The sequence below is a fragment of the Variovorax sp. genome, assembly GCF_965279555.1.
In the GTDB taxonomy this organism is placed as follows: Bacteria; Pseudomonadota; Gammaproteobacteria; order Burkholderiales; family Burkholderiaceae_C; genus Variovorax.
This window is the reverse complement of sequence record NZ_OZ257247.1, coordinates 4,243,856-4,265,773: the sequence shown is the minus strand read 5'-3', so window position 1 is coordinate 4,265,773 and position 21,918 is coordinate 4,243,856. Positions and strand designations below refer to the sequence as shown.

The following is a 21,918-nucleotide window of genomic DNA, read 5'->3' as shown; positions in this document are numbered from 1 at the left end:
CCGCTTGCCTCGAAGAAAGACAGTCATGGCCCATTCTCCCTTTTCGCGTCGTTCGCTTTTGGTGGCTGCCGCCGCCACGCTCTTTTCCGCCACGGCCCTGGCCCAGTCGGACTGGCCGCAACAACCCGTCACATTGATCATGGGCTTCCCGGCCGGCTCGGGCGTCGACGTGGTCGCCCGCACCATCCAGGAGCCGCTGGCAAAGCAACTCGGCCGCCCCGTCATCATCGACTACAAGTCTGGCGCCGCAGGCAACATTGCCAGCGACTACGTGGCCCACTCCAAGCCCGACGGCTACACGCTTGCCTTCGGCACCGCGGCCACGCACGGCAGCAACGCCGCGCTCTACAAGAAGCTGCCCTTCGACGTGGAGGCCGACTTCATTCCGGTGGCGCCGGTGCTCGACGTGTCGAACGTGCTCACCATCAATCCTGACGTGATCAACGTCAGGACCTTGAAGGAGTTTGTCGAACTGGTCAAGGCCAATCCGGGCAAGTACAACTATGCGTCTACAGGCAACGGTGCAGGCACGCACATGGCCTTTGCCGAGTTCAACTCGCGCCTGGGGCTGAACATGGTGCACGTGCCGTACAAGGGCGGGCCGGAGGCGATCACGTCGGTGGTGCGCGGGGAGACCTGCTGCATCATGAATCAGGTGCAGACGGTGCTGCCGCACTACAAGGCCGGCAAGGTGCGGCTGCTGGGCGTGACCACCGCCACGGCGGTGCCGGCGGTGAAGGAGGTGCCCACCATTGCATCGAGCGGCCTGCCGGGCACGAACGGTTTCGACAGCTCGATCTGGTTCGGCATCTTCGCGCCCAAGGGCACCGACCCGCAGATCGTCGACAAGCTCAACGCTGCTGTGAAGGCGGTGCTGGAGACGCCGGAGATTCGCGAGCGCTTCGAGAGCCAGGGCAACACCGTGCGCATCGAGACGCCAGCGCAGTTCAGGAAGACTGTGCACGCGAATCGCGTGAAGTGGGCTGAAGTTGCGAAGGCGGCGAATATCAGCATCGATTGAACGCTGCTGTTCGGGGCGCGCTCACGCCGACGGGGTACCTTGCTCCGCGAATGTTCCCCGGCCTGCGGCCTCCTCCTATATTTCGCTGCGCAAGGCACCCCGCCGTCGTGAGCGTTCAGAGCGCCTGTTGATCAGCCGGCATCGGAGCCGCGCTCATCGTGCACAGGGCGCCGGGTGCTCCCCGCAGCGAAATAAAGGAGGAGGGGCGAAGCCCCGGGGGACATTCGCGGAGGGGAGTACCCGGTGGCCTGTGCACACGCCCCGAACAAAACTGCTTAAAGCGTCTTGGTAAGAGTAACGATAAAGCGCGCCTTGTTGGGCGAGTAGGTCTGCCTGCCGAACGCACCAAAGCCCAAGTCGACACCCGGATTGCTCACCGCAAGATAAGAGCTCTGCTTGTTGGCTCCCTGCACGGAGCCTGCCAGCGACAACCCATTGCCGAAGTCATAGCTCGCGCCCACGTTGTAGTCCACATAGCTCTTGTAGCCCAGGCTTCGGATGTCGCTCGACATGTTGGTGTAGCCCACCGCCGCCTTCAACGTGACCTTCGGAACAATCTCCTTGCTGTAGGCCAGGTTCAGATAACCCGTGTTCGTGCCCTTCAGGCCCGAGCCGGCCTTGTTGCCCGCATAACCGAAGTAGTCCTTCGACACCGTGTGCGAATACTTCAACGTGAACGAGCCGATGGCCTCGTCGGTGTAGCCCGCGCTGCCGTATATCTCCGTCGTGTTGCCCGAAGAATTGCCTGGGTAGATGTATGTGAGCGCGCCCACGTCCATGTCGAACACGCCGGCCTTGAACTTGTAGCCGCCGTAGATGTCGCTCTCGATGCTGTTGCCCTTGAGCCAGTTGACGCTCGAATTCCAGTTGCCCACATAGAAGCCGCTGTCGCCGAAGGCGTAGTCGAAGCCGCCTTGTATTGCCGGCTTGAAAGCCTTGGTCTTGGCGTAGTCGTTCTTGCCCAGCATGTCCTGGTCCTGCCCACGGAACTTGTAGTCGATAGTGAACGCCACGTTGCCCGAGAGCTGCGCACTCGCAAGCATCGGCAGGGCGGCCAGGGTGGGAAGAACGAGCACCGGCAGGGCGATGCGGATCAGATGTTTCATTGCTAGAAAAGCCAACTTATGGAGGAGCCGGCAGCGTAGGAGCGGGCGTCTAAAAGCCGCGTAAAAAATGCAGGCCGCGGCGCAAAAGTTTTGCCTCTGGCATCGTCATCGCGATCACGCCGGCCACCACGCAACCCAGCCCGATCCATGCCGTGGGCGAGAGCGTCTCGCCAAGGAACAGCACGCCGATCGCCACGCCGATGGGCACGCGCAGGTAAGCCTGCGCAGAGGTTGACATCGGCCCCAGCGTCCTGATGAGGCGGAAGTAGATGGTGAAGGCCAGCGCCGTCGACAGCACCGCCAGCGCGAGCACCGCCGCCATCGATGCGCCCGAAGGCGCCAGCGTCCACGGCCGGTCGATGGCGAGGCTCGCGGGCAGCAGCATCGCCGCGCCGCTCAGCAGCGAGCCGGCCGCCGGCACCATCGGGTCCAGCCCGGTGAACACGCGGCCGAACATCGCTGCGCAGCCGTAGCACACGGCCGCCACCACCAGCGCCAGTTGCGCGAGCAGCGAATGCCCGAGTCCGTTCAGCGCCTCCAGGCCGACGATCAGGCAGATGCCCGCCAGCCCGGAACCCACGCCGAAGAAGCGCTGCAGCGTGGGTTTGCCCGCGCTGCCCAGGCCCAGCCCGAGCAGGAAGATGAATATCGGCGAGGTCGAGTTGAGGATGGTCGCCAGGCCCGCGTCCACGCTGCGCTCGGCCCAGGCGATCAGCGTGAACGGCAGCACGCTGTTCAGGCAGGCCTGCACCGCGAAGCGGCCCCACATCGCCGGCGCCTTCGGCAGCCTCACGCCGCGCATGCGCAGCACCGCGAGCAGCAGCGCTCCGGCAACCAGCGTGCGCGCCGCGATCAGCGTGACCGGCGGGATCGTCGCCACGCCGATCTTGATGAAGGTGTACGAGGCGCCCCAGCAGGTGGCGAGCACCGCGAGCAGCGCCCATTCGAAGGCGGGGTTGACCGGGGGCTGGGCAGCGGAAGAGGGCGTCGATGCGTGCATGGTGCGCCGATCATCCCGGCGGCGGCGCACCGGCACTTCGCCCGCGGGCGAAGCGTGGATGTCTTTCTCAGTGCGGGTGGTCGTGCGGCTTGCCGTTGCCGCTGTTGTTGCCGCCGCCGTTCAGCAGCGTCGCAAGGTCGACTTCCTGCTCGGCCGCCGCGCCGGCAATCACGCGCTGCTCCAGCTCGTCGAGGTGCTCCATCGCCACGGCCAGCGCCTTGTCGAGCGACTTGCCGGTGGTCAGCGCCTCGATGATCTGCTCGTGCTCCCGTGGCGCGCAGCTCGCGGCCTCGGCGGAGTCGTAGAGCGCCTTGTACAGCTCGGTGTTCGAAATCAGCCGCTGTATGTATGAGAGCAGCTCGTCGCTGCCCGCCATCTGCGCCAGCAGCAGGTGGAAGTCGCCGGCCAGCCGTATCGAGTCTTCGCGCCGGCCTTCCTTGAACGCCTTCTGCTCCGCCTGCACGTGCTTGCGCAGGGCGGCCACCTGCTCGCGCTCGAGGTTGCCGAACAGCGTGGTGATCAGCCCCGCCTCCACGATGCGGCGCGCGCGGTAGATGCCGCGCATGTCGTCGATCGAGGGGTTGGGCACGAAGGCGCCCCGGTTGTGCTCCAGCACCAGCCGCTTTTCGGAGCCCAGCCGCGCCAGCACCTTGCGCACCGCGCCGCGCGTGCAGCCCAGGGCTTCGGCCAGCGCGCGCTCGCGCAGGGGGGTGCCGGGGCGCAGCTTGCCGCTGAGCAGGGCCTTGGAAACGGCGGCGTAGACGCGCTCGTCCACGTTCGCGTCGTCGGCGTCGATGGGTTCCGGGGCGGGGGAGGGCGCTGGGGTTCGGCGGGTGGCGGCAGGCATGGGCAACCGGATTATTGCCTGCGGCCCGCGCCTACGGGAAAGCCCCCGGATTGACTCGGCCGGCCCGGCTCCCTACCATTCGCTCCGTTTGGTTAACCAAAATAAATATGTATGGTTGACCAAAATTAATCAACATTCCCAACCAAACCATGATTCGAGGCTCCCGATGAAATCCGTCAAATGGCTGGCAGCACTGCCGGTGCTCGCCTTCTTCAGCGGCGGATGGCTGTCGTCCGTCGCGCCCACCTTCGTGCTCGGCATGCCCTTCCTGATGGTGTGGAACGTCAGCTGGCTGGTGCTGACCTCGCTGATCATGGTGGTCATCGACCGCGCCGAAGGCGACATCGACGCACCCGCTGCGGGAGGCACGCAATGAACGCCGCGCTGGCAGTCATCGCGCTCTTCGTGGTCGGCGCGCTGGGCCTGGCGGTGCTCGCGCGGCGCGGGCGCACCATGAGCCTGGAGCAATGGGCGCTCGGCGGGCGCGGGCTGGGCGCCATCATGGTGTTCCTGCTGATGGCGGGCGAGTCGTTCTCCACCTTCACCTTCCTGGGCGCGAGCGGCTGGTCTTACAGCAAGGGCACGCCGGCCTTCTACATCCTGGCCTACGGCGGGCTGGCCTACCTCATGGCCTTCTGGATGCTGCCCGCCGTGTGGCGCTACGCCACCACGCACAAGCTGGTGTCGTTCTCGGACTTCTTCGCGCACAAGTACGACAGCCGCCCGCTCGGCGTGCTGGTGTCCATCGTCGCGCTCATGGGCATGGTGGCGCTGCTGACCATCCAGCTGCGCGGCCTGGGCATCATCGTGTCGGAGGCCTCGTACGGCTCCATCGCGCCGCAGGTGGCGATCTGGATCGGCACGGTGGTGATGGTGAGCTACATCCTGTTCTCGGGCATCCACGGTTCGGCCAGCATCGCCATCGTTAAGGACGTGCTGATCCTCGCGCTGGCGGTGTTCCTCGGCATCTACCTGCCGTGGCACTACTACGGCGGCGTCACGCCCATGTTCACCGCCATCCACGCGGCCAACCCCACCTTCTTCGAGTTTCCCAAGGAGGGCCTGAACCTCACCTGGTACAACTCGACCATCCTGCTGACGGCGCTGGGCTACTACCTGTACCCGTTCAACCTCACCTCGGTGTATGCGGCCAGGAGCGCCAGCGCGGTGCGGCGCAACACCATCCTGATGCCGCTGTACCAGGTGGTCATCGCCTTCCTGTTCCTGGTCGGCTTCGCGGCCATCCTGCAGGTGCCGGGGCTCAAGGGCTCGGAGGTCGACCTGGCGCTGTTCGGCCTGGTGAAGCACACCTTCGACCCGTGGTTCGTCGGCGTCATCGGCGGCACGGGCGTGCTCACCGCGCTGGTGCCGGGCTCGATGATTCTGCTCACGGCCTCCACCGTGATCGGCAAGAACGTCTACAAGGAAGGCTTCGCGCCGCATGCCACCGACAAGCAGGTGTCGCGCGTGGCGCGCGGCGTGCTGCCGGTGTTTGCCTTGGTGGCGGTCTACTTCGTGCTGCGCGGCGGCACCACCATCGTGGCGGTGGCCATCTTCGCGTCGAGCCTGCTCACGCAGCTGCTGCCTTCGCTGCTGTTCAGCCTCATGAAGAAGCCGTTCGGCAACAAGCACGCGGCCTTCGCGGGCATCCTGGCGGGCGGCGCGGTGCTGGGCTTCATGATGACCACGGGCTCGAACCTGGGTACGCTGTTCCCCGCGGCGCCGGTCGTGTTCAAGTCGCTCAACACCGGCCTCGTGGCGCTGGCGACGAATGCGCTGGTGTTCGTGCTGGTGGCGCTGTGCACGCCGCGCATCCTGCCGCGCGGCGCCACGCCGCAGCCCGCCTGATGACTTTCAAGGAACCCGTCGCCATGTCTTCGCTGCTGATTCGCAATGTGCGCCCCATGGGCGCTTCCCCGGTCGACGTGCTGGTGCAGGAAGGGCGCATTGCCGGTGCCGGCGCCGCGCTGGCCGCGCCCGCCGGCATTGCCGTCGAAGAGGGCGGCGGCGCCTTGCTGCTGCCCGGCCTCGTCGAAGGCCACACCCACCTCGACAAGACCATGTGGGGCATGGACTGGTACCGCAACGAGGTCGGCACCAACCTCACCGACAAGATCGAGAACGAGCGCGCCTTCCGCCACGCAAGCGGGCACGACGCCGCCGCGCAGTCGATGGTGCTGGCCAAGGCCTTCCTCGCGCTCGGCACCACGCGGCTGCGCACACATGTAGACGTCGACACGCAGGCCGGCCTGCGCCACCTCGAAGGCACCCTTCGCACGCGCGAGGCGCTGCGCGACGTGCAGCAGATCCAGGTCGTCGCCTTTCCGCAGTCGGGCCTGCTGGGCCGGGCGGGCACGGCCGAACTGCTCGACCAGTCAATGGCGATGGGTGCCGACGTGCTCGGCGGCCTCGACCCCTGCGCCATAGACGGCGACCCGGTGAAGTCGCTCGACGTGCTGTTCGGCATTGCCCACAAGCACCAGCGCCCGGTCGACATCCACCTGCACGAGCCCGGCGCGATGGGCGCCTTCTCGCTCGACCTGATCCTGCGGCGCACCGAGGCGCTGGGCATGCAGGGCAAGGTGGCCATCAGCCACGGCTTCTGCCTTGGCGACGTGACCGAACGCGAGCGCGACGCGCTGCTCGCGCGCATGGCCAGGCTGGGCGTGGTGCTGGTCACCAGCGCGCCGCCTTCGCGCACAGTGCCGCCGCTCATGGCCTGCCGGCAGGCCGGCGTGACCGTGGTCGGCGGCAACGACGGCATCCGCGACACCTGGTCGCCCTACGGCAACCCCGACATGCTGGAGCGCGCCATGATCATCGGCCTGCGCTACAACCTGCGCCGCGACGACGAGATCGAAGTGGCGCTCGACACCGTCACGCACTCCGGCGCGCGCGGCTGCGGCTTCGAGGCCTACGGCCTCGTGCCCGGCAACCGCGCCGACCTGGTGCTGGTCGATGCGCAGACCGTCGCGCACGCCGTGGTCTCGCGGCCCGTGCGCAAGCTGGTGGTGGCGGGCGGCCGCATCGTGGCGCGCAACGGCGTGCTGCAGGCCGACGTGGCTGCCTTGTGAGGGCGGTGCGAAGTCGTGACGGAGGCGTCGCCTTCGCGGTAGTGATCGTGCTGGTGGCGCTCAACCTGCGCGCCTTTCTCACGTCGAGCAGCCCGCTTCTCGAACCCATACGCCTTGCGACCGGCATCGGCTTTCATGCGGTGGCGCTGCTCACGGTGCTGCCGATGTTCGCGATGGGAGCCACGTCGCTGTGCGGCGCGGCGGTCGGCCAGCGCATCGGCGCGCGCGGCGGTGTCGCGCTCGGGCTCGTGGCCATCGCCTTCGCCTGCGCGAGCCGCTATGTGGCGGGCGGCGCTGCTGCGCTGCTGTGGAGTGCTGCGCTCGCGGGCGCAGGTGTCGGGCTGGTGCAGGCGCTGATGCCCGGCGTGGTGAAGCAGGCCTACCCGGCGCGCATCGGCGTGATGACGGGGCTGTACTCCGCCGCCATCATGGGCGGCGGCGGGCTCGGTGCCATCGCCAGCCCGTGGGTGGCGCATGCAATCGGCGGCGCGCAACCCGACTGGCACGCGGGCCTTGCGATATGGGCCCTGCTCGCGACCTTCGCGCTGCTGTATTGGCTGAACATGCGGCGCATGGAATTCACTGTGGCTGACGCGCCGCGCCAGAGCCTCTCGTGGCTGCGCTGCTTCGCAAGCCGTCGCGCATGGCTTCTGGCTGCGTGCTTCGGCCTCATCAACGGCGGCTACACGAGCCTCGTCGCATGGTTGCCGCACTTCTACGCACAGCAGGGCTGGACCGCACAGCAGGGCGGCTCGGTGCTCGCGCTGATGACGGCCGCGCAGGTGGTTGCCGCGCTCGCCATGCCCGCCATCGCGCGCAGCCGGGGGCGCGACCTGCGGCCCTGGCTGGTGCTCACGCTTGTCGCGCAACTCGCGGGCTTTTGCGCGCTGACCTTCGACGCGCCCGTGCCGGCCGTCGCCATCGCGGTGGTGCTGGGCTTCGGCCTGGGCGGTGCTTTTTCGCTGTGCATGGTGCTGGCGCTCGACCACCTGCCCGACCCCGCGCAGGCCGGCGCGCTCGCCGCCTTCATGCAGGGCGTGGGCTTCATGATCGCGGCGCTCGCGCCCTTCGTTACCGGCTGGGTGCGCGAGCACACCGGCGGCTTCACGATGGCGTGGGCCTACCTGGCCGCCGTGGTCGTGGCGTTGCTGCCGCTGATGCTGCGCTTCGATCCGCGCCGCTATGGCGTTGCCACGGCCGGCCTGTTCGGTCCGCAGCCGCAGCAGCGCAGCGGCGTTGCCCATCCACTCCCCGCGCTCGACAGCGCCAGACCCGGAAAGCCCTGAGCACCACCATGTACCAACACGAATTCATGCAACGGGCACTGGCCCTGTCGGCACTGGCATTGACGCAGCCCGGCACCGAGCCCTTCGGCGCCGTCGTCGTGAAAGACGGCGCGATCGTCGGCGAAGGCTTCAATCATTCCGTCGCGCACTCAGACCCGACCTCGCACGGCGAGGTGGAAGCCATTCGCGATGCCTGCCGCAGGCTGGGCACCGTCGACCTGTCGGGCTGCGAGCTCTACACATCTTGCGAGCCGTGTGCCATGTGCGCGGCGGCCATGCACATCGCAGGCATCGCCAAGCTGTACTACGCGGCATCGCTGGTGCAGTCGGGCGAGGCGTTCGAGGGCGTGACGGTCGAGGCGCGGCATCCCATCGACGTGGAGGCGCTGCGCGCCGAGGCCGGTGCGCCGCTCGACCAACGCCTCCTGCCCGCCGAGCAGAAGCTAGCCGGCGAGGCCGTTCGTATTCTTTCCGAGTGGGCCGCCACACGCCGGGCTGCCTGACCTGCCATGCGCCCGTGTAGCAAGGCCACGCGCCGCACTACACTGCGGCCATGCAAGGAAAGAAGGAAGCTCAACGCATCCTCCAGCCCGTGGTGGAACTCCGCAAGGATGGCGCTTCTTACGCCTACTCCGTTCGCGCGCCCCGCTCCAAGGGCGTGATACCGCCCAGCTCATACAGCAACGGCGGCTTTGCGACGCTGGCCGATTGCCTTCTCGACGTGGCGCGGGCGCTCGGCGGCAACTTCAAGCGCATCTACGTGCGGCTCGACACCTGCTGCGTCGGCGAGCGCGACATTGCCGAACTGCAGCAGGCGCCCGAAAAAGTTGCCGCCGCGCTGAAGGCCGATTGCCTCGCGGCGCGTGCCGCCGAGGAGGCCAGCGCCCTCGTATTGGAAACAGAACGCCTCAACGGCCGGTAGCAGAGGCCGCTGTTCGGCACGGGTGAAGGAACTGTCCTACCTCGGCTTTGCGTCTTGTGCTGCATCCTGCGCCGGCATTGCGAAGAACAAAGCTCCTCATGGCTACCTACGAGTCCGTCCTGCAGGAGACCGGCCGCTTCGAGGTCGTGGATGCGCGCGAGCGTTCGCACACGGTCATCGAGAGCACCGAATGCCTCTACCGCGTGAGCGTTTCCAAGCGCTACCCCACCATCAAGGGCGCGGTGAGCTACAGGCTGCTCGACGGCACGCCCCTGCGCCGCTCGAAGCAGGGCTTCTTCGACACCATGGACGGCATGAGCCGCTTCTTCGTCGTGAACGCGGTGGAGACACCGGAAGAATCAGTGTGCCGTTGAGTTGTTGCGCTCAGTCCCAGGCCGGCGACAGGCCGGCCGGGTCGGTCAGCCGCTCGCCACGGTCGAGTGCCGCGATCTGCGCCATTTCCGCGTCCGTCAGCTTCAGTTGTTGCGCGCGCAGGTTGCCTTCGAGGTTCGCGCGCTTGGTGGACGACGGAATCACCGCGTAGCCCAGTTGCATCGCCCATGCCAGCGTGACCTGCGCGGTGGTCGCGCCGTGTGCCCTGGCAATCGCCCCGATCACCGGGTCGGTGATGACCTTGCCGTAGGCCAGCGTCATGTAAGAAGTGATGTGAATGCCCTGGCTCTTCGCGAACTCCGCCACCTTGCGGTTCTGCAGGTACGGGTGCAGCTCGATCTGGTTGGTGGCGATGTTCTGCGCGCCCACCGCCGCGATGGCTTCCTTCATGAGTGCGATGTTGAAGTTGGACACGCCGATGTGCTTGGTGAGCCCCTGCGCCTTGGCATCTGCCAGCGCGCCCATGAACTCCGCCACCGGCACCGCATTGCCGGGCGAGGGCCAGTGGATGAGCGTGAGGTCGACATGGTCCGTGCGCAGCTTGGCGAGGCTGTCTTTCAGGCTGGGCACCAGCTTGTCCTTGGCGTAGTTGTCGGTCCAGATCTTGGTGGTGATGAACAGGTCTTTGCGCGCCACGCCGCTTTCTGCAATGGCCTGGCCCACCTCGGCTTCATTGCCGTAGATCTGCGCCGTGTCGATCACGCGGTAGCCCACGTCGAGGCCGTTCTTCACCGAGTCGATCACCACCTGGCCTTTCAGGCGGAAGGTGCCGAGGCCGAAGGCGGGAATGGGGTTGCTGTTGTTCGTGCTCATGTGTTGTCCTTGTGCGTTGAAAAAAGAAGAGAAGCAGAAAAGAAGTTCAGTGGCCGGCCGGCACCGGCCCCGAAGCGCGAACCGGAATGCCGGCACGACGATCAAGCACACCACTCCATTGCGTGAGCGCCAGCGACACCAGCACCACCAGCGCGCCAATCCACGGCGTGTGCATCAGCCCCAGGTGCGTCACGATCAGCCCACCGGCCCAGGCCGCGCCGGCAATGCCCAGGTTGAAAGCCGCGATGTTCAGGCCCGAGGCCACGTCCACCGCCTGCGGCGTGAAGCGTTCCGCCTGCTTCACCACATACACCTGCAGCCCCGGCACATTGCCGAACGCCACCGCGCCCCACATCAGCACCGCCAGCAGCGCCAGCCACTTGTACGGCGCCGCGAAGTTGAACACCAGCAGCACAGCGGCCAGCAGCGCAAAGATGACCTTCAACGCCGGAATGGGGCCCATGCGGTCGGCCAGCTTGCCGCCCCAGATATTGCCCACCGCCACCGACACACCGTACACCAGCATCACCCAGCCCACGGCGCCCGCGCTGAAGCCGGACACGTCAGTGAGGATCGGCGCCAGGAACGTGAACGGAATGAACGAGCCGCCATAGCCGATTGCCGTCTTCGCATACACCAGCAACAGGCGCGGCTCGGCCAGCACCTTGGCCTGCTGCGCCAGCGAGGCCGGCGGCGTGTGGCGGATGTTGCTGGGCACGAAGACCCAGCTGCCGATGAACGCGACAACGCCCAGCGTCGACACGGCCAGGAAAGTCTCGCGCCAGCCGAAGTGCTGCCCGATGAACGTGCCCAGCGGCACGCCCGTGACCAGCGCCACCGTGAGGCCCGTGAACATGATTGCGATGGCGCTCGCTGCCTTTTCCTTCGGCACCAGGCCGGTGGCAATCGTCGAGCCGATGGAGAAGAACACCCCGTGCGCCAGCCCCGTGAGCACGCGGGCGGCAATCAGCGATTCATAGCTCGGCGCCTTCCACGCCAGCAGATTGCCGACCGTGAACAGCGCCATCAGCCCGAGCAGCAGCGCCTTGCGCGGCAGCTTGCCCGTGAGGGCCGTGAGCACCGGCGCGCCGATGGCGACGCCCAGTGCGTAGAGGCTGACCAGCAGGCCGGCGGAGGGGAGGCCGATGTGGAGATCGGCTGCGACTGTGGGGATGAGGCCAACGATGACGAACTCGGTCGTTCCGATGGCGAAGGCGCTGAGGGTTAGCGCGAGTAGGGCGATTGGCATGAGGGCACTCCTGAATGGATGTGGAGGAGTGTCTTGCGGTTACCTTTGCGGATAAATGGGGGTTGGGGCAGAAGATAGTTGATTTTTGATCAATAAATTGTCGCCTACCATGTCGAAAGGCGGATTCTGACATTGTCATATTTTTTCCAAAAAAACTTTGACAATGTCGGAAGCTTGAGTATATTGCGCGTACCACTGTTGGGAGAGTGCACATGCGCGACGACCTGCATAAGACGGTTCCCCTGGCGCGACCTTGGAGTCGCATTCTTCGATCTCTCTCGAAGGATCGGCGTTCGCCAGAAGAACTAGCGCCCTTAATAGTGGAAACCGTGCAGAGAGATCTGGCGTTCGATAACGATCTCGGCGGGCAAGCTCTTGAGAGTGCACTTAGTGAAGGCTGCGCAGACCTCTTCGATCAAGGGGAAAAAATGCGGTTGACCCTTCTACAGATTCAAGATGAGCCACTGTCAGTAGCGGTTCGTGGAGTTTGCGAAGTTGCGCTCGGCGCGCTGGCCAAGAATGGTGTGTCAGCTTCCTATAAGCAGGAGGTCATTCAAGCAGCGAGCAAGCAACACGCGAATGACCAAATTGAGCACATTGCTGCGCGTGTCGCCGCCGCTCATGGCGTAGACGAAGCACGGCAAGTTCATCGAACGCTGAAACGAGCCCTTCGCATGTGTGACTTCACCTCGGAAGCTCGCTCGTCGATTCGAATGAGAAGGCCGTCCTTCGATCAACTTCTGTCGCAAGAGGTCGGGTTGCGCTTATGAAAGCTCCGTATCAAGCCACGCGTGCTGTTGCTGGTTCAGTTGTAGTCGTCGAGTCTGGTGACTACGCGCTCAATGGAAGCCAACTACAGATTCCGATTGGTGACAATTTTGCGGTTCAAACTGGATTGCTACACGAAGTCTGCTTCACCGAAATCAGCTCTCTGTCCCGAGACCTTTCGGTCGTCCTTGGCGCTGTAAAGTGTGCAGATAGATCTGTCCGCCGGCAACACGGTAGCACTTGGTCGCGTCACTTGAAATTGACGGTCCCTGTATATGAATTATCGAACTGGCGCAAGAAAGAGGTGGTTGGAAGTCTGACCGGTGCATTGCAGTATCTGACGGGTGACTATTGGAACTTTGAATTCGTCAAGAGAAGGCGAAAACCGGAGAGCATAGGGCAGGTTCCCCTCTTTGGTGCGCCAGATCGATCGCGTGTATTTGTTCCATTTAGCCATGGACTAGACAGCTTCGCGCAGAGTGAACTTTTGAAGGTAGAGCAGGCAGTAGATGTAATTCCGGTTCACCTTCGCTCTAGCAATGTTGAGAGGACGCTTCAATCTATTGGGCGTGCATCAAAAAGAAAGCTGACGCCGGTCTCGGTTTCTGCCCGTGTGTACGAGCCAAAGCATGCAGAGCCCAGTTTTCGTACGCGGCCCTTTTTGTATGACAGCCTAGCCGCGTACGCGTCCGTCTTGTCTGGTGGAGGAGCAGTTGTAATTCCAGAAAATGGACAAGGAAGTCTAGGCGGGTCGTTGGTCAGATTGGGCGCCGAGGCGCCTCACAGAAGCTGTCACCCTGGCTTTACCAGCCGGTTGAGCCACTTCTTATGGAATCTCACTGGAGAGCGAGTCAGCTTCATCCATCCGGCCTTGTTTAAGACTAAGGGTGAAGTTCTCAAGGAACTCGTGGATTTGAGATTCGACAGCGATTCGTGGTTGAGCGAGCATCCCTCATGTTCCTATGACGCACGGCACGCAAATCGAGAAGGTAAACAGGTGCATTGCGGTCTGTGCGGTAACTGCCTCCTGCGACGGATGTCCATACACGCCGCTGGCATCGCCGATCCGACGCCGTATAAGGTTCGCAACTTACACGCCAACTCATTAGAGGAGGCATTAGTTGCAGATGATGAGGTGCGCAGTTTGCATGCGTACAAGGATGTGGGACGCAACGCGGGCCGAAGTATGCAAAGGCTGGCAGAAATTACTCGCTCAAATGAAAACTATCGTGTAGATGCCGAGGTTGAGGGCCTAGCGAGGTACCAGAATCGTGCGGTGGCCGAGGTGCGAGAAGCGTTGGTACGTATGCTGGACCAACATCACTGCGAGTGGACGAAATTCTTGAGTTACGCCGGGAAATCTTCCTGGGTGGCGAAATTAGCTAGAGGATGAGATGGAGTTCGAACTAAGAGTTCGGCCGGACGTGCTTGGTGCTCGTTTAAAGGCCGCACGAATGGTTAGCCGTATGACCCAGGGGGCAGCTGCTAATGAGTTGAGTATGGCAAGAACCACGATAGTGGCAATTGAGGCAGGAAAGCGACCGGTCAGTTTGAACGAACTGCGTTCGTTAGCCGAGCTTTATGACGTTTCTGAAGTCGACCTGCTCGACGACGGTGCGTCATCCATGGATATGCAAGTTCAGTTTCGTAGTAATGCGCCGAGTGAAGGGACGGACGAGGAGAGCTTGGTTGCTGCAATGCTGAATCGTCTTGCAAATTCTGTCGTGCAACTCGAGGCATTGGTTGGAATGCCTGCGCCACAGGTCGATGTTCCATTCATATTGCTATCTCGCGAAGGCTCCGTTGAGCAGCAGGCCGAAGATGCGGCGGGCCTAGTACGTGCTCGGCTCGGTCTAGGCATGGGGCCAATTCAAGACATCAATGCGTTACTTGAATCAGAGCTTGGCCTTCGAGTGTTTGAACGATTGCTTCCCTCGCGCATTAGCGGTGCTATTGCGTTATCTGAAGCAGCAGGCGGATTCATCTTATTGAACCTGAAGCATCCGATATACAGGCGAAGAGTGACTGCAGCGCATGAGCTAGCGCATGCCGCGCTCAAGACGACCGGTCTAAAAGTTCATTTCGAAGATGACTCTTTCGAAGATCGGGAAGAACGGTTCTGTGACGTCTTTGGAAGTTGCCTTCTAATGCCTGCTCCGTCGGTGAGGAAAAAGGCTGCGGAACTCAAGCAGCTTGTCGGTCGGTTCACCGTCCGAGAACTGCTGACTATGACGTTGTACTTCAACGTATCGATGGAGGCTCTTGTCCGCCGCATGGTGTCTCTCAAATTGCTGCCGCCTGGCGCCTACGAGCGACTCAAGGCGGATGGATTGAGCATGAAGCACCAAGCTATCGTGCGCGAGGAACTCGGGTTGGCGTCAATGCCGCCGAGCTTTACTGCGCGCACGATGTTGCTAGCAATCGCCGCACATGAAAGGGAGCTCCTTACGGAGCAGCAGATTGCATCGATGCTCGAGTTGGATCTGCTTACGGTGAGGAAAGCACTTGACCGAGATGGGCAACAGGGACAAGGGGAGTCGCTTGAACTGGTTCCGTGACCACTTGCCTCAAGAGCGATTAGTTTTGGACGCCAGCGTGCTAATTAATGTGCTTGCATGCGGTGCCACGGATGACGTGTTCGAGGCGCTGCGCGGCCCCTGTTTGGTTGAAGAAAAAGTCTTCGGTGAAATCAAACGGCATCCGATTCCTGGCTTGTGTCATGTTGCGGCGTTGAGGTCCCAGATTGAAGCGGGTTGCATTGAGCTCGTGAGAATGGATGAATCGGAGTACCAGTACTATCTTTCGCTTGTTCAGGCCCCATTGGGGAAGCGGCTAGATGCGGGTGAAAGCGCAACGCTGGCTGTTGCTCAAAAACGAGGAATGGCTGTGGTGGTCGACGAGCGAAAAGGGCGCTCATATGTTGCGCAGCAGTTACCGCAAGTTGAAGTCGTTAGCTCGTTAAAGTTGTTTATTTCTGTTGCGTTTCGTTTAGGGCGCGACGTTCTGTTCGTTCGCCATCTACTGAAGTCCGCACGAGAAAATGCGCGAATGAGTGTGCCTAAAGAAGAGGCCGTCCTCTTTGCTGAAATAAATTCAGATGCATAGGGCTCGCCGCAGAATTAGGCCGGTAGACGCGAGCCTTGAATTTCAATCGATTGAATAGCTGCGCCTGCGATTTCGCTAATGGTGAAGAACCAACTCTGCCGCATATTCGGGCGGCACCGTTTGGCCCCGCTCGATAGTTCGCGTATGCATATACTCCTCAGCGTCGCGCTAGGTGGCGGGGCCGGGTTTGGAAGCCTGATGAATCTCTGCGCAACTTGGAGTCCATCTCATGGCTGAATCCGCTCGCGCCTGCGCGCAAACTTGCAGTCTTTCTGCTTTTCCTGGCACTACATCTCTCACGCTCGACGACCTCGCCCTACAAGCCTGCGACGACGCCGACAACCTCAACGACGTGATGCGCGCCTACAGCGCCCTCAAGAAACTGGTCGACACCAGCGACCTGAACGACAGCGAGGTGCTCACCCCCAGCCGCACCGAACTGAGCGCCTTGCTCGGTGTGCTCAACGACGCATTGACGGTGCGCATCGACGCCATCAACCTCGCGGCTGGCGCAGTGCTCGAAGCGCTGCAAGTGCGCAAGCCGAACCTCGCGTTAGGTAACGGCGAATAAAGAGCCGGTCAAGCAGCCAGCACGCCCGGCTGCCCCGCCTCACCACGCATTTCCCCCAGCATCCACTCCCTGAACGCCACAACCCGCGCATCCTCCTCGTACCCCTGCGGATACACCAGGTGATACGCATACGTCGGCGCCATGCTCACGCCCACGTCGAACAGCCTCACCAGCCGCCCCTGCTTAAGGTCGGCCTCGATCATGTCCAGGTCGGCCAGCCCCACCGCGCCGCCTTCGAGCACGGCCTGCACCACGTAGCCCGAATCGGAAAACGCCACGCACCGGCTGTCGTCGAAGTCGTCATCGACGCCGGCCGCGGCCATCCACATGCGCCAGTTGGGCCAGGTCATGGTGTCGGTCTTCCAGTCGACGTAGCACAGGGTGTGGTGCAGCAACAGGTCGCGCGGCTCGTTCAGCGGCGGCCCGGTCTCGATGAGCCGGGGGCTGCACACGGGCACGATGTCCAGCTCGAAGAGCCGGTCGGCGCGCGCGCCCTCGTACTGCCCGGTGCCGAAGCGGATGGCAACGTCGATGTCGTCGGCCTCGAAGTCGCGCAGCTCGTCGCTGATGTCGAAGCTCAGCTCCAGCCCCGGGTTGGCGGCCCTGAACTGCGGCAGCCTCGGTAGCAGCCAGTTGGTGGCAAAGCGCGCGCTCAATGACACGCGCAGGTGCGCCGGGTTGCGCGTGAGCTTGCGGGCGCGGCCGGCGGCGCGATGCAGTGTGTCGAGCGCGTCGGCGGTGGCCTCGAACATCACGGCGCCGGCCGGCGTGAGCTGGATGCTGCGGCTGGTGCGCGTGAAGAGCACCACGCCCAGCTGGTCTTCGATGTCCTTGATCTGGTAGCTCACGGCCGCGGGCGTGAGCCCCACCTCGTCGGCCGCGCGCGTGAAGTTCAGGTGCCGCGCGGCAGCCTCGAAGGTTCGCAGGGCGCGCGTGCCCGGCAGCATGCGGTTCGTCGTCGTCATCGTCACCGGCGTCGTCGATGCCATCGATCTTCAAGCTCCATTTGATGGTTCGTTGAGAACTACTCGTTTTTCAAAGCGTGCGCGGCGCGGGACGATCGAGCCAATCGAATCTGAAGAAACCATGGATTGATCGGAGCAATTGAAAAATGTCTGCCAGCTTGAACCCGTGCAACGCGTACCCTGACGATGAAGGCGTTGACCCCCTGCACTGGCCCGCGCGCATGTGGATCGCGCTGCTGATCTTCAGCGGCGTGATTCTGCTCGATGGGCTCGACATCTCGATGATCGTGGTGGCAATCCCGCAGATACAGCAGGAGTTCGGCATGGGCGCGGCCACGGCGCAGTGGCTGGTCAGCGCGTACATCCTGGCGTTTGGCGGCTTCCTGCTGCTGGGCGGGCGCTGCGCCGACCTGTTCGGCCGCAGGCGCGTGCTGGTGGCGGGGCTGGCGGTGTTTGCGCTGGTGTCGGTGGGCGGCGCGTTTGCCGCCGACGCGGGGCTGCTGATCGTCTCGCGCTTCGTCAAGGGCATGGCCGCGGGCTTCACCGGGCCGGCCGCGATGTCGCTGCTGACCACCACCTTTGCCGAAGGGCCGGCGCGCAACAAGGCCTTCGGCATCTTCAATCTGTTCGAGGCATCGGGCTACTCGTCGGGCCTGCTCATCGGCGGGCTGCTGGCGGCGCTGGACTGGCGCTACATCTTCGTGCTGCCGATTCCGGTGGCGGTGCTGCTGTTGCTGGCCGCGCTGCGCTACCTGCCGCCCGATGCGCCGCGCACCGAGCCCCCGCGCCTGGACGTTGGCGGCGCCGTCACGCTGCTGGCGGGCATGCTGCTGCTGGTGTTCACCGTGGTGTCGGCGGAGGAGGCGGGCTGGGCGTCGCTGCGCACGGTGGGCGGGTTCGTGGCGGCGGTGGCGTTGCTGGCGGGCTTTGTCGTCATCGAGCGCAGCGTGAAAGAGCCGCTGGTGCGCCTTGGCATCTTCCGCAACCGGGGGCTGGTGGCGGCCAACATCAGCGCGGCGCTGCTGTACGGTGGCGCGGCGGGCTTTCAGTTTCTGATTGCGCTGTATCTGCAAAACATCCAGGGCTGGAAGCCGTGGCAGATGGCGCTGGTGCTGCTGCCGGCGGGGCTGATGGTGGTGGTCGTCGGCCCGAAGATCGGCGCGCTGATCGGCCGCTTCGGCGTGAGGCGCGTGCTCATGGCCGGGCTCGCGGCCTTCGTGCCGTGCTATCTGCTGATGTTCGGCATCGGGCCCGAGCCCGATCTGTGGGGCGTGCTGCTGCCTGCTTCATTGCTGTGGGGCGTGGGCTTTGCTCTGAGCATCTCGGCGCTGATGGTGGCCGGCACCACGGGCGTGGCCGACGATGAGCAAGGGCTGGCGGCGGGGCTGCTGAACAGTTCGCTGCAGGTGGGCGGGGCGTGTGGGCTGGCTGTGCTGACTGCGGCGATCGGGGCTGGGACGGAGTTGGGGATGCTTTATTCGGGGGTGTGGGTGATGTTGGGGTTTGCGGCGCTGGCGTTGGTGGCGCAGGGAATAGGAGTTAGCGCCCCTCGGAAATAGCGCGATCCCGCGTGATCGCTCCAGGCACCGGCAAGATGCCTGTTCGAGCGGGTCGGCCGCGCTGGTTGTCGATGTCAATTGCCGCGCAAGCGGGTGTAGGTGGCGATCTGTCCGGGGGACAGAACATCGGCCACGGCAAGGTGATATCGCAAGTGGCTTTCTCGCAGCTGCCCCTGCGCGAGTGCCGCCCTGGCGGTGACGGCCTTGAGGGCATCGGGTGTGGCCTGCCGGTTCTTGAAGAGTTCGTCCAACGCTTGCTCGGCTTCGATGACTGCCTCGCCAGCAGCCATTGCTTCCTGCTTCATCTGGGCAAACAGCCCCTTGACCCGGAGCGTCTGCTCATCCGAAAGCTCCAATTGATTGGCAAGTTCGAGCGTATGCGAAGGACCCGGGTAGCCATTGAGCTCGGCCGGCAACGCCAGCGACATGCCCTTTCCCTCGCGAAGGTCCGCGACTTGCCGGGCCGACAAGGCCTTGATGGGGCGGCTCTGCATCCCCGCGTATGGGCTGGGGGGCTGCGCGGGTTGCGCGGCCTCGGCCTGCTTTCGATGCTCGCTGTGCGCATCTTGAGCATGGGCCCATGGTGCGCACAGCACTGCGCCGAGGGTCGTGAGAACAACGGGAAGAGTTTTCATCGGTTGATTTCCAGTGTCGATGGTGGTCGCAGGCTCACTCGGCAATCACTTTGAGTGTCACGTCTCTTTGCGCGTCGATCTCTGCACGCGTGAAGGGAAGTTCCACCCATTCGCGGCGGGCAAACAGCTCGGTCTGGTCGGCAAACCAGGGGGAGCCGGGGTCGGTCGACTGGGAGTAGGCGAGGAATGCCCTGGCGCGCGGACCCTCCGCCGTGAACCCTACCGACTGTAGGTAGCTGGTCCCATGCACGGCTTCGCGCAGGCCGTTTCCGGTGGCATCGACGCTCATCATCATGTTGTACACGCCCAGTTCCTCATGTCCGCCGGGGACCGGGATGCGCCGCCCGCCCCGCGTCGCGCCCTGGATGTCTCCCCAGCGCCGGTCCGCAGTCCAGCCTTTGGCTGCAACGTTGCGCACCGCGGCCTCCATGGCCGCACGCACCTGGGCCGCCACCTCGGGCTGTTCCACGCGCAGGCCACGCGGCGTGTTCACGGGATCGGCGGGATCGAAAGCCACGCGCCAGACGTCGGGGCTCTGCTGCAGGAACGACAGCGCGAAATCTTCCAGGTACCCATAGCCGATGCCGGCATCCAGGCCTGCCGTGCGGTCCCATGACTTGAGCGCCGAGCATGCCTGGCTCATCTCGGCAGTGACTTCTGGCGATCTGCTGCCGCCGGGACATAGCGAGAGCATGTCGTCGAGCACCAGCTCTGCCAGGTACACGCGGTTGTCCAGCACCATGGCCTCGACCTGGTCCTGCGATACGCGTCGCGTAGGCACCCCGTTGCGCGGCTGCAGGGCGGTCTGCAGCCACGACAGGCCTTGACGTGTGCGCAAGCCTTGCCGGGAGCCCTCGATGCTCACCAGCGGAGAGAAGCCTTCGAGCGGAGCCTGCGGGTTGGTCAGCCAGGCGCTGTCGTTCGAGTTCTGGACGTAGTCGCGGCGCTCCAGCAGCGGCAGAGCCTTGCCTGCAAAGATGCCGGCCTGCGGCGCGGCGGGATCGTTCGCCCATTGGCAGCGCATCGTGTCGCCTCGCAGCACGGGGGCGGGGAGGTCCTTCAACGCGTCGGAGTCGGTGGCCTGGCAGTCGGCCAGCATTTGCCCGGAGACATTCGGCGTGGGCGTTGCGCTCATGAACAACGTGCGCCCGGAGGCATCTGCCGCCAGTGTGTTGTTCCACGGGTTGCCCACGATGCGCAGCACCGCGTCTTTCATCTCGTCGAGCGAGCGGGCCCGGTTCATGGCCAGCCACTGGTCGGCCAGGCGGTGGTTCTCCGTATTGGTATCGCGAACGGTGTAGGCGTGCTGGCTGTCCCAGCGCAGCGGCCCATGGGCGATGACGGTGCCGAAGTCGGTGGTGTAGTAGGCGTGTTCGCGTGCCGCGATGCGCCCGTCGAGCTCCCGTACGTCGACCTTCAGCACATTGCGCTCCATGGGCCTGCTTTGCCCATCCACCATGTAGCGCGTGGGGTCCGCAGGGTCCAGGCGCAACTGGTGGAAGGTGAGGCGCGCCGCCGTGTTCGTGGTGTGCGTCCAGGCAAAGTCGCGCGTGAAGCCGATGCCCACCATCGGCAGGCCGGGCAGGCTGGCGCCCATCACGTCCATGCGTCCGGGAATGGTCAGGTGCAGCTGGTACAGGCGAAGCACGCCGGCCCAGGGAAAGTGCGGGTTGCCCAGCACCATGCCGCGCCCGTTGGCGGTGGCGTCGCTGCCCAATGCCATGGCATTGCTGCCCGTGCTGGGCTTTTGCACCAGGGCCTGGAGCGCGGTCGCGCCAGAAATCCGCGGCGCGTCTTGTGCGGTACTGCCGCCGCGCTGGGGCGGCGAAGCCTGGGCCAGGAAGGGTGCGGTGTCGGCCAGTCCATTGAGCGCGGCGTAGTCGCGCATCAGTCGCACGAGGTCGGTGTCTTCAACCGCACGCACCCAGGTCGCGCCCTTGCAGCTCGACGGCAATGCCTCTGCCCCCGTTTCTCGCAGGTAGCGGTTGAAGCCCGCGGCGAATCCCTTGAACATCGCCTGGACCGGTTCGCTGTAGGCGTTCCAGGCCGCGCGCACCTTGGCCTCGTCGTTGTGATGGCGATAAAACAGGTCGGAGGTCACATTGGCGGGCAGGGTGCCCTGTCCCGATGCGGGCAAGGCCCCTTCGCCGAAGTAGCGGGACCGCTCGCCCCGCACGGTGACGAAATGCTCTGCGAGCACGCAGAAGTTGTCCTGCGCGTACGAATAGCCCACGCCGTAGCCGATGCCCTTCTCGTCGCTGGCCTCGATGTGCGGAATGCCATGGGCGGTGCGGCGGATCTCGGCCTTGTAGACATCGCCCGGGGCGATGCTTTCCTGCCCGCCGCCCGCGCTGCTGACATTGCCGCTGTTGCTGCCGTTGCTGCTGAGCCAGCTGCCGATGCCAATGTCGCTGCCGCTGTTGCTGCCGCCGCATGCGGCCAACGCCGCGGTGGCGCTGGCGCAAAGGCCCAGCCGCCAGGCCCGCCGGAGCCCGCATGGACGGTTGGAAGTCGGAGGCGAGGAATGCAGATACCGAGAGTTCATGTCGTCCCTGATCGAAGTCGGCTGCCGCACCACGCAGCAGCCTTCGGGGCACGATAGAA

General features: G+C 64.3%; 22 protein-coding genes. 14 read left to right on the top strand and 8 right to left on the bottom strand.

The window, feature by feature from the left end:
- Positions 1 to 25 precede the first annotated feature (25 nt).
- Positions 26 to 1,021 (top strand): Bug family tripartite tricarboxylate transporter substrate binding protein, encoded by a 996-nt coding sequence (locus ACQY8B_RS20065; RefSeq protein WP_422088310.1) that lies wholly within the window; start codon positions 26 to 28, stop codon positions 1,019 to 1,021.
- A 275-nt stretch (positions 1,022 to 1,296) separates the two neighbouring features.
- Here the strand turns inward: ACQY8B_RS20065 and ACQY8B_RS20060 are convergent, their stop codons facing one another.
- The 3 genes from ACQY8B_RS20060 to ACQY8B_RS20050 form a co-directional block, all read right to left on the bottom strand.
- Positions 1,297 to 2,127 (bottom strand): TorF family putative porin, encoded by an 831-nt coding sequence (locus ACQY8B_RS20060; RefSeq protein WP_422088309.1) that lies wholly within the window; start codon positions 2,125 to 2,127, stop codon positions 1,297 to 1,299.
- Between the two features lie 49 nt (positions 2,128 to 2,176).
- Complete coding sequence (locus tag ACQY8B_RS20055) at positions 2,177 to 3,127, bottom strand: DMT family transporter (RefSeq protein WP_422088308.1); 951 nt, start codon at positions 3,125 to 3,127, stop codon at positions 2,177 to 2,179.
- Positions 3,128 to 3,194: 67 nt separating this feature from the next.
- Positions 3,195 to 3,974 carry a GntR family transcriptional regulator gene (locus ACQY8B_RS20050; RefSeq protein ID WP_422088307.1) on the bottom strand — a complete coding sequence of 260 codons (780 nt, stop codon included), beginning with the start codon at positions 3,972 to 3,974 and terminating at the stop codon, positions 3,195 to 3,197.
- Positions 3,975 to 4,140: 166 nt separating this feature from the next.
- On the opposite strand from ACQY8B_RS20050, the gene ACQY8B_RS20045 reads away from it, so the two are divergent.
- From ACQY8B_RS20045 to ACQY8B_RS20015, 7 genes are all read left to right on the top strand, one after another.
- Positions 4,141 to 4,350, top strand: a complete 210-nt coding sequence (locus ACQY8B_RS20045; RefSeq protein ID WP_422088306.1) for a DUF3311 domain-containing protein — start codon at positions 4,141 to 4,143, stop codon at positions 4,348 to 4,350.
- Complete coding sequence (locus tag ACQY8B_RS20040; protein ID WP_422088305.1) at positions 4,347 to 5,822, top strand: sodium:solute symporter family protein; 1,476 nt, start codon at positions 4,347 to 4,349, stop codon at positions 5,820 to 5,822. The genes ACQY8B_RS20045 and ACQY8B_RS20040 overlap by 4 nt, the downstream gene beginning before the upstream one ends.
- Before the next feature lie 23 nt (positions 5,823 to 5,845).
- On the top strand, positions 5,846 to 7,048 hold the full coding sequence (locus ACQY8B_RS20035; RefSeq protein WP_422089082.1) for an amidohydrolase family protein: 1,203 nt from the start codon (positions 5,846 to 5,848) through the stop codon (positions 7,046 to 7,048).
- A 5-nt stretch (positions 7,049 to 7,053) separates the two neighbouring features.
- Entirely contained in the window at positions 7,054 to 8,334 is a 1,281-nt protein-coding gene (locus tag ACQY8B_RS20030; protein WP_422088304.1) for a cyanate transporter, read from the top strand.
- 8 nt (positions 8,335 to 8,342) lie between these two features.
- Entirely contained in the window at positions 8,343 to 8,837 is a 495-nt protein-coding gene (locus ACQY8B_RS20025) for a nucleoside deaminase (RefSeq protein ID WP_422088303.1), read from the top strand.
- Between the two features lie 50 nt (positions 8,838 to 8,887).
- Complete coding sequence (locus ACQY8B_RS20020; protein WP_422088302.1) at positions 8,888 to 9,256, top strand: hypothetical protein; 369 nt, start codon at positions 8,888 to 8,890, stop codon at positions 9,254 to 9,256.
- Between the two features lie 98 nt (positions 9,257 to 9,354).
- A complete protein-coding gene (locus ACQY8B_RS20015; RefSeq protein ID WP_422088301.1) occupies positions 9,355 to 9,630 on the top strand; it encodes a hypothetical protein in 276 nt (91 codons plus the stop codon).
- 10 nt (positions 9,631 to 9,640) lie between these two features.
- Here the strand turns inward: ACQY8B_RS20015 and dkgB are convergent, their stop codons facing one another.
- Both dkgB and ACQY8B_RS20005 read right to left on the bottom strand, forming a co-directional pair.
- On the bottom strand, positions 9,641 to 10,462 hold the full coding sequence (gene dkgB, locus ACQY8B_RS20010; protein WP_422088300.1) for a 2,5-didehydrogluconate reductase DkgB: 822 nt from the start codon (positions 10,460 to 10,462) through the stop codon (positions 9,641 to 9,643).
- A gap of 46 nt (positions 10,463 to 10,508) precedes the next feature.
- Positions 10,509 to 11,711: an MFS transporter gene (locus ACQY8B_RS20005; protein ID WP_422088299.1), complete on the bottom strand. Its 1,203-nt coding sequence runs from the start codon at positions 11,709 to 11,711 to the stop codon at positions 10,509 to 10,511.
- Between the two features lie 212 nt (positions 11,712 to 11,923).
- Here ACQY8B_RS20005 and ACQY8B_RS20000 point away from each other — a divergent pair, with 212 nt between their 5' ends.
- The 5 genes from ACQY8B_RS20000 to ACQY8B_RS19980 all read left to right on the top strand — a co-directional run bounded on the left by ACQY8B_RS20000 (position 11,924) and on the right by ACQY8B_RS19980 (position 16,155).
- Positions 11,924 to 12,481 (top strand): hypothetical protein, encoded by a 558-nt coding sequence (locus tag ACQY8B_RS20000; RefSeq protein ID WP_422088298.1) that lies wholly within the window; start codon positions 11,924 to 11,926, stop codon positions 12,479 to 12,481.
- On the top strand, positions 12,478 to 13,872 hold the full coding sequence (locus ACQY8B_RS19995) for a hypothetical protein (RefSeq protein WP_422088297.1): 1,395 nt from the start codon (positions 12,478 to 12,480) through the stop codon (positions 13,870 to 13,872). Before ACQY8B_RS20000 ends, ACQY8B_RS19995 begins: the two co-directional genes overlap by 4 nt.
- Before the next feature lies 1 nt (position 13,873).
- Complete coding sequence (locus ACQY8B_RS19990; protein ID WP_422088296.1) at positions 13,874 to 15,037, top strand: helix-turn-helix domain-containing protein; 1,164 nt, start codon at positions 13,874 to 13,876, stop codon at positions 15,035 to 15,037.
- Complete coding sequence (locus ACQY8B_RS19985; protein WP_422089199.1) at positions 14,985 to 15,584, top strand: hypothetical protein; 600 nt, start codon at positions 14,985 to 14,987, stop codon at positions 15,582 to 15,584. Before ACQY8B_RS19990 ends, ACQY8B_RS19985 begins: the two co-directional genes overlap by 53 nt.
- A gap of 229 nt (positions 15,585 to 15,813) precedes the next feature.
- Positions 15,814 to 16,155 (top strand): hypothetical protein, encoded by a 342-nt coding sequence (locus ACQY8B_RS19980; protein ID WP_422088295.1) that lies wholly within the window; start codon positions 15,814 to 15,816, stop codon positions 16,153 to 16,155.
- Positions 16,156 to 16,163: 8 nt separating this feature from the next.
- Here the strand turns inward: ACQY8B_RS19980 and ACQY8B_RS19975 are convergent, their stop codons facing one another.
- Positions 16,164 to 17,144, bottom strand: a complete 981-nt coding sequence (locus ACQY8B_RS19975; protein WP_422088294.1) for a LysR substrate-binding domain-containing protein — start codon at positions 17,142 to 17,144, stop codon at positions 16,164 to 16,166.
- A 122-nt stretch (positions 17,145 to 17,266) separates the two neighbouring features.
- On the opposite strand from ACQY8B_RS19975, the gene ACQY8B_RS19970 reads away from it, so the two are divergent.
- Positions 17,267 to 18,679 (top strand): MFS transporter, encoded by a 1,413-nt coding sequence (locus tag ACQY8B_RS19970; protein WP_422088293.1) that lies wholly within the window; start codon positions 17,267 to 17,269, stop codon positions 18,677 to 18,679.
- A 74-nt stretch (positions 18,680 to 18,753) separates the two neighbouring features.
- Here ACQY8B_RS19970 and ACQY8B_RS19965 read toward each other — a convergent pair whose 3' ends face one another.
- Together ACQY8B_RS19965 and ACQY8B_RS19960 are read right to left on the bottom strand one after the other, a co-directional pair.
- The gene (locus ACQY8B_RS19965; RefSeq protein WP_422088292.1) at positions 18,754 to 19,314 is read right to left on the bottom strand and encodes a Spy/CpxP family protein refolding chaperone; all 561 of its coding nucleotides are present in this window, start codon (positions 19,312 to 19,314) and stop codon (positions 18,754 to 18,756) included.
- Positions 19,315 to 19,348: 34 nt separating this feature from the next.
- A complete protein-coding gene (locus tag ACQY8B_RS19960) occupies positions 19,349 to 21,859 on the bottom strand; it encodes a penicillin acylase family protein (RefSeq protein WP_422088291.1) in 2,511 nt (836 codons plus the stop codon).
- Between the last annotated feature and the right edge of the window lie 59 nt (positions 21,860 to 21,918).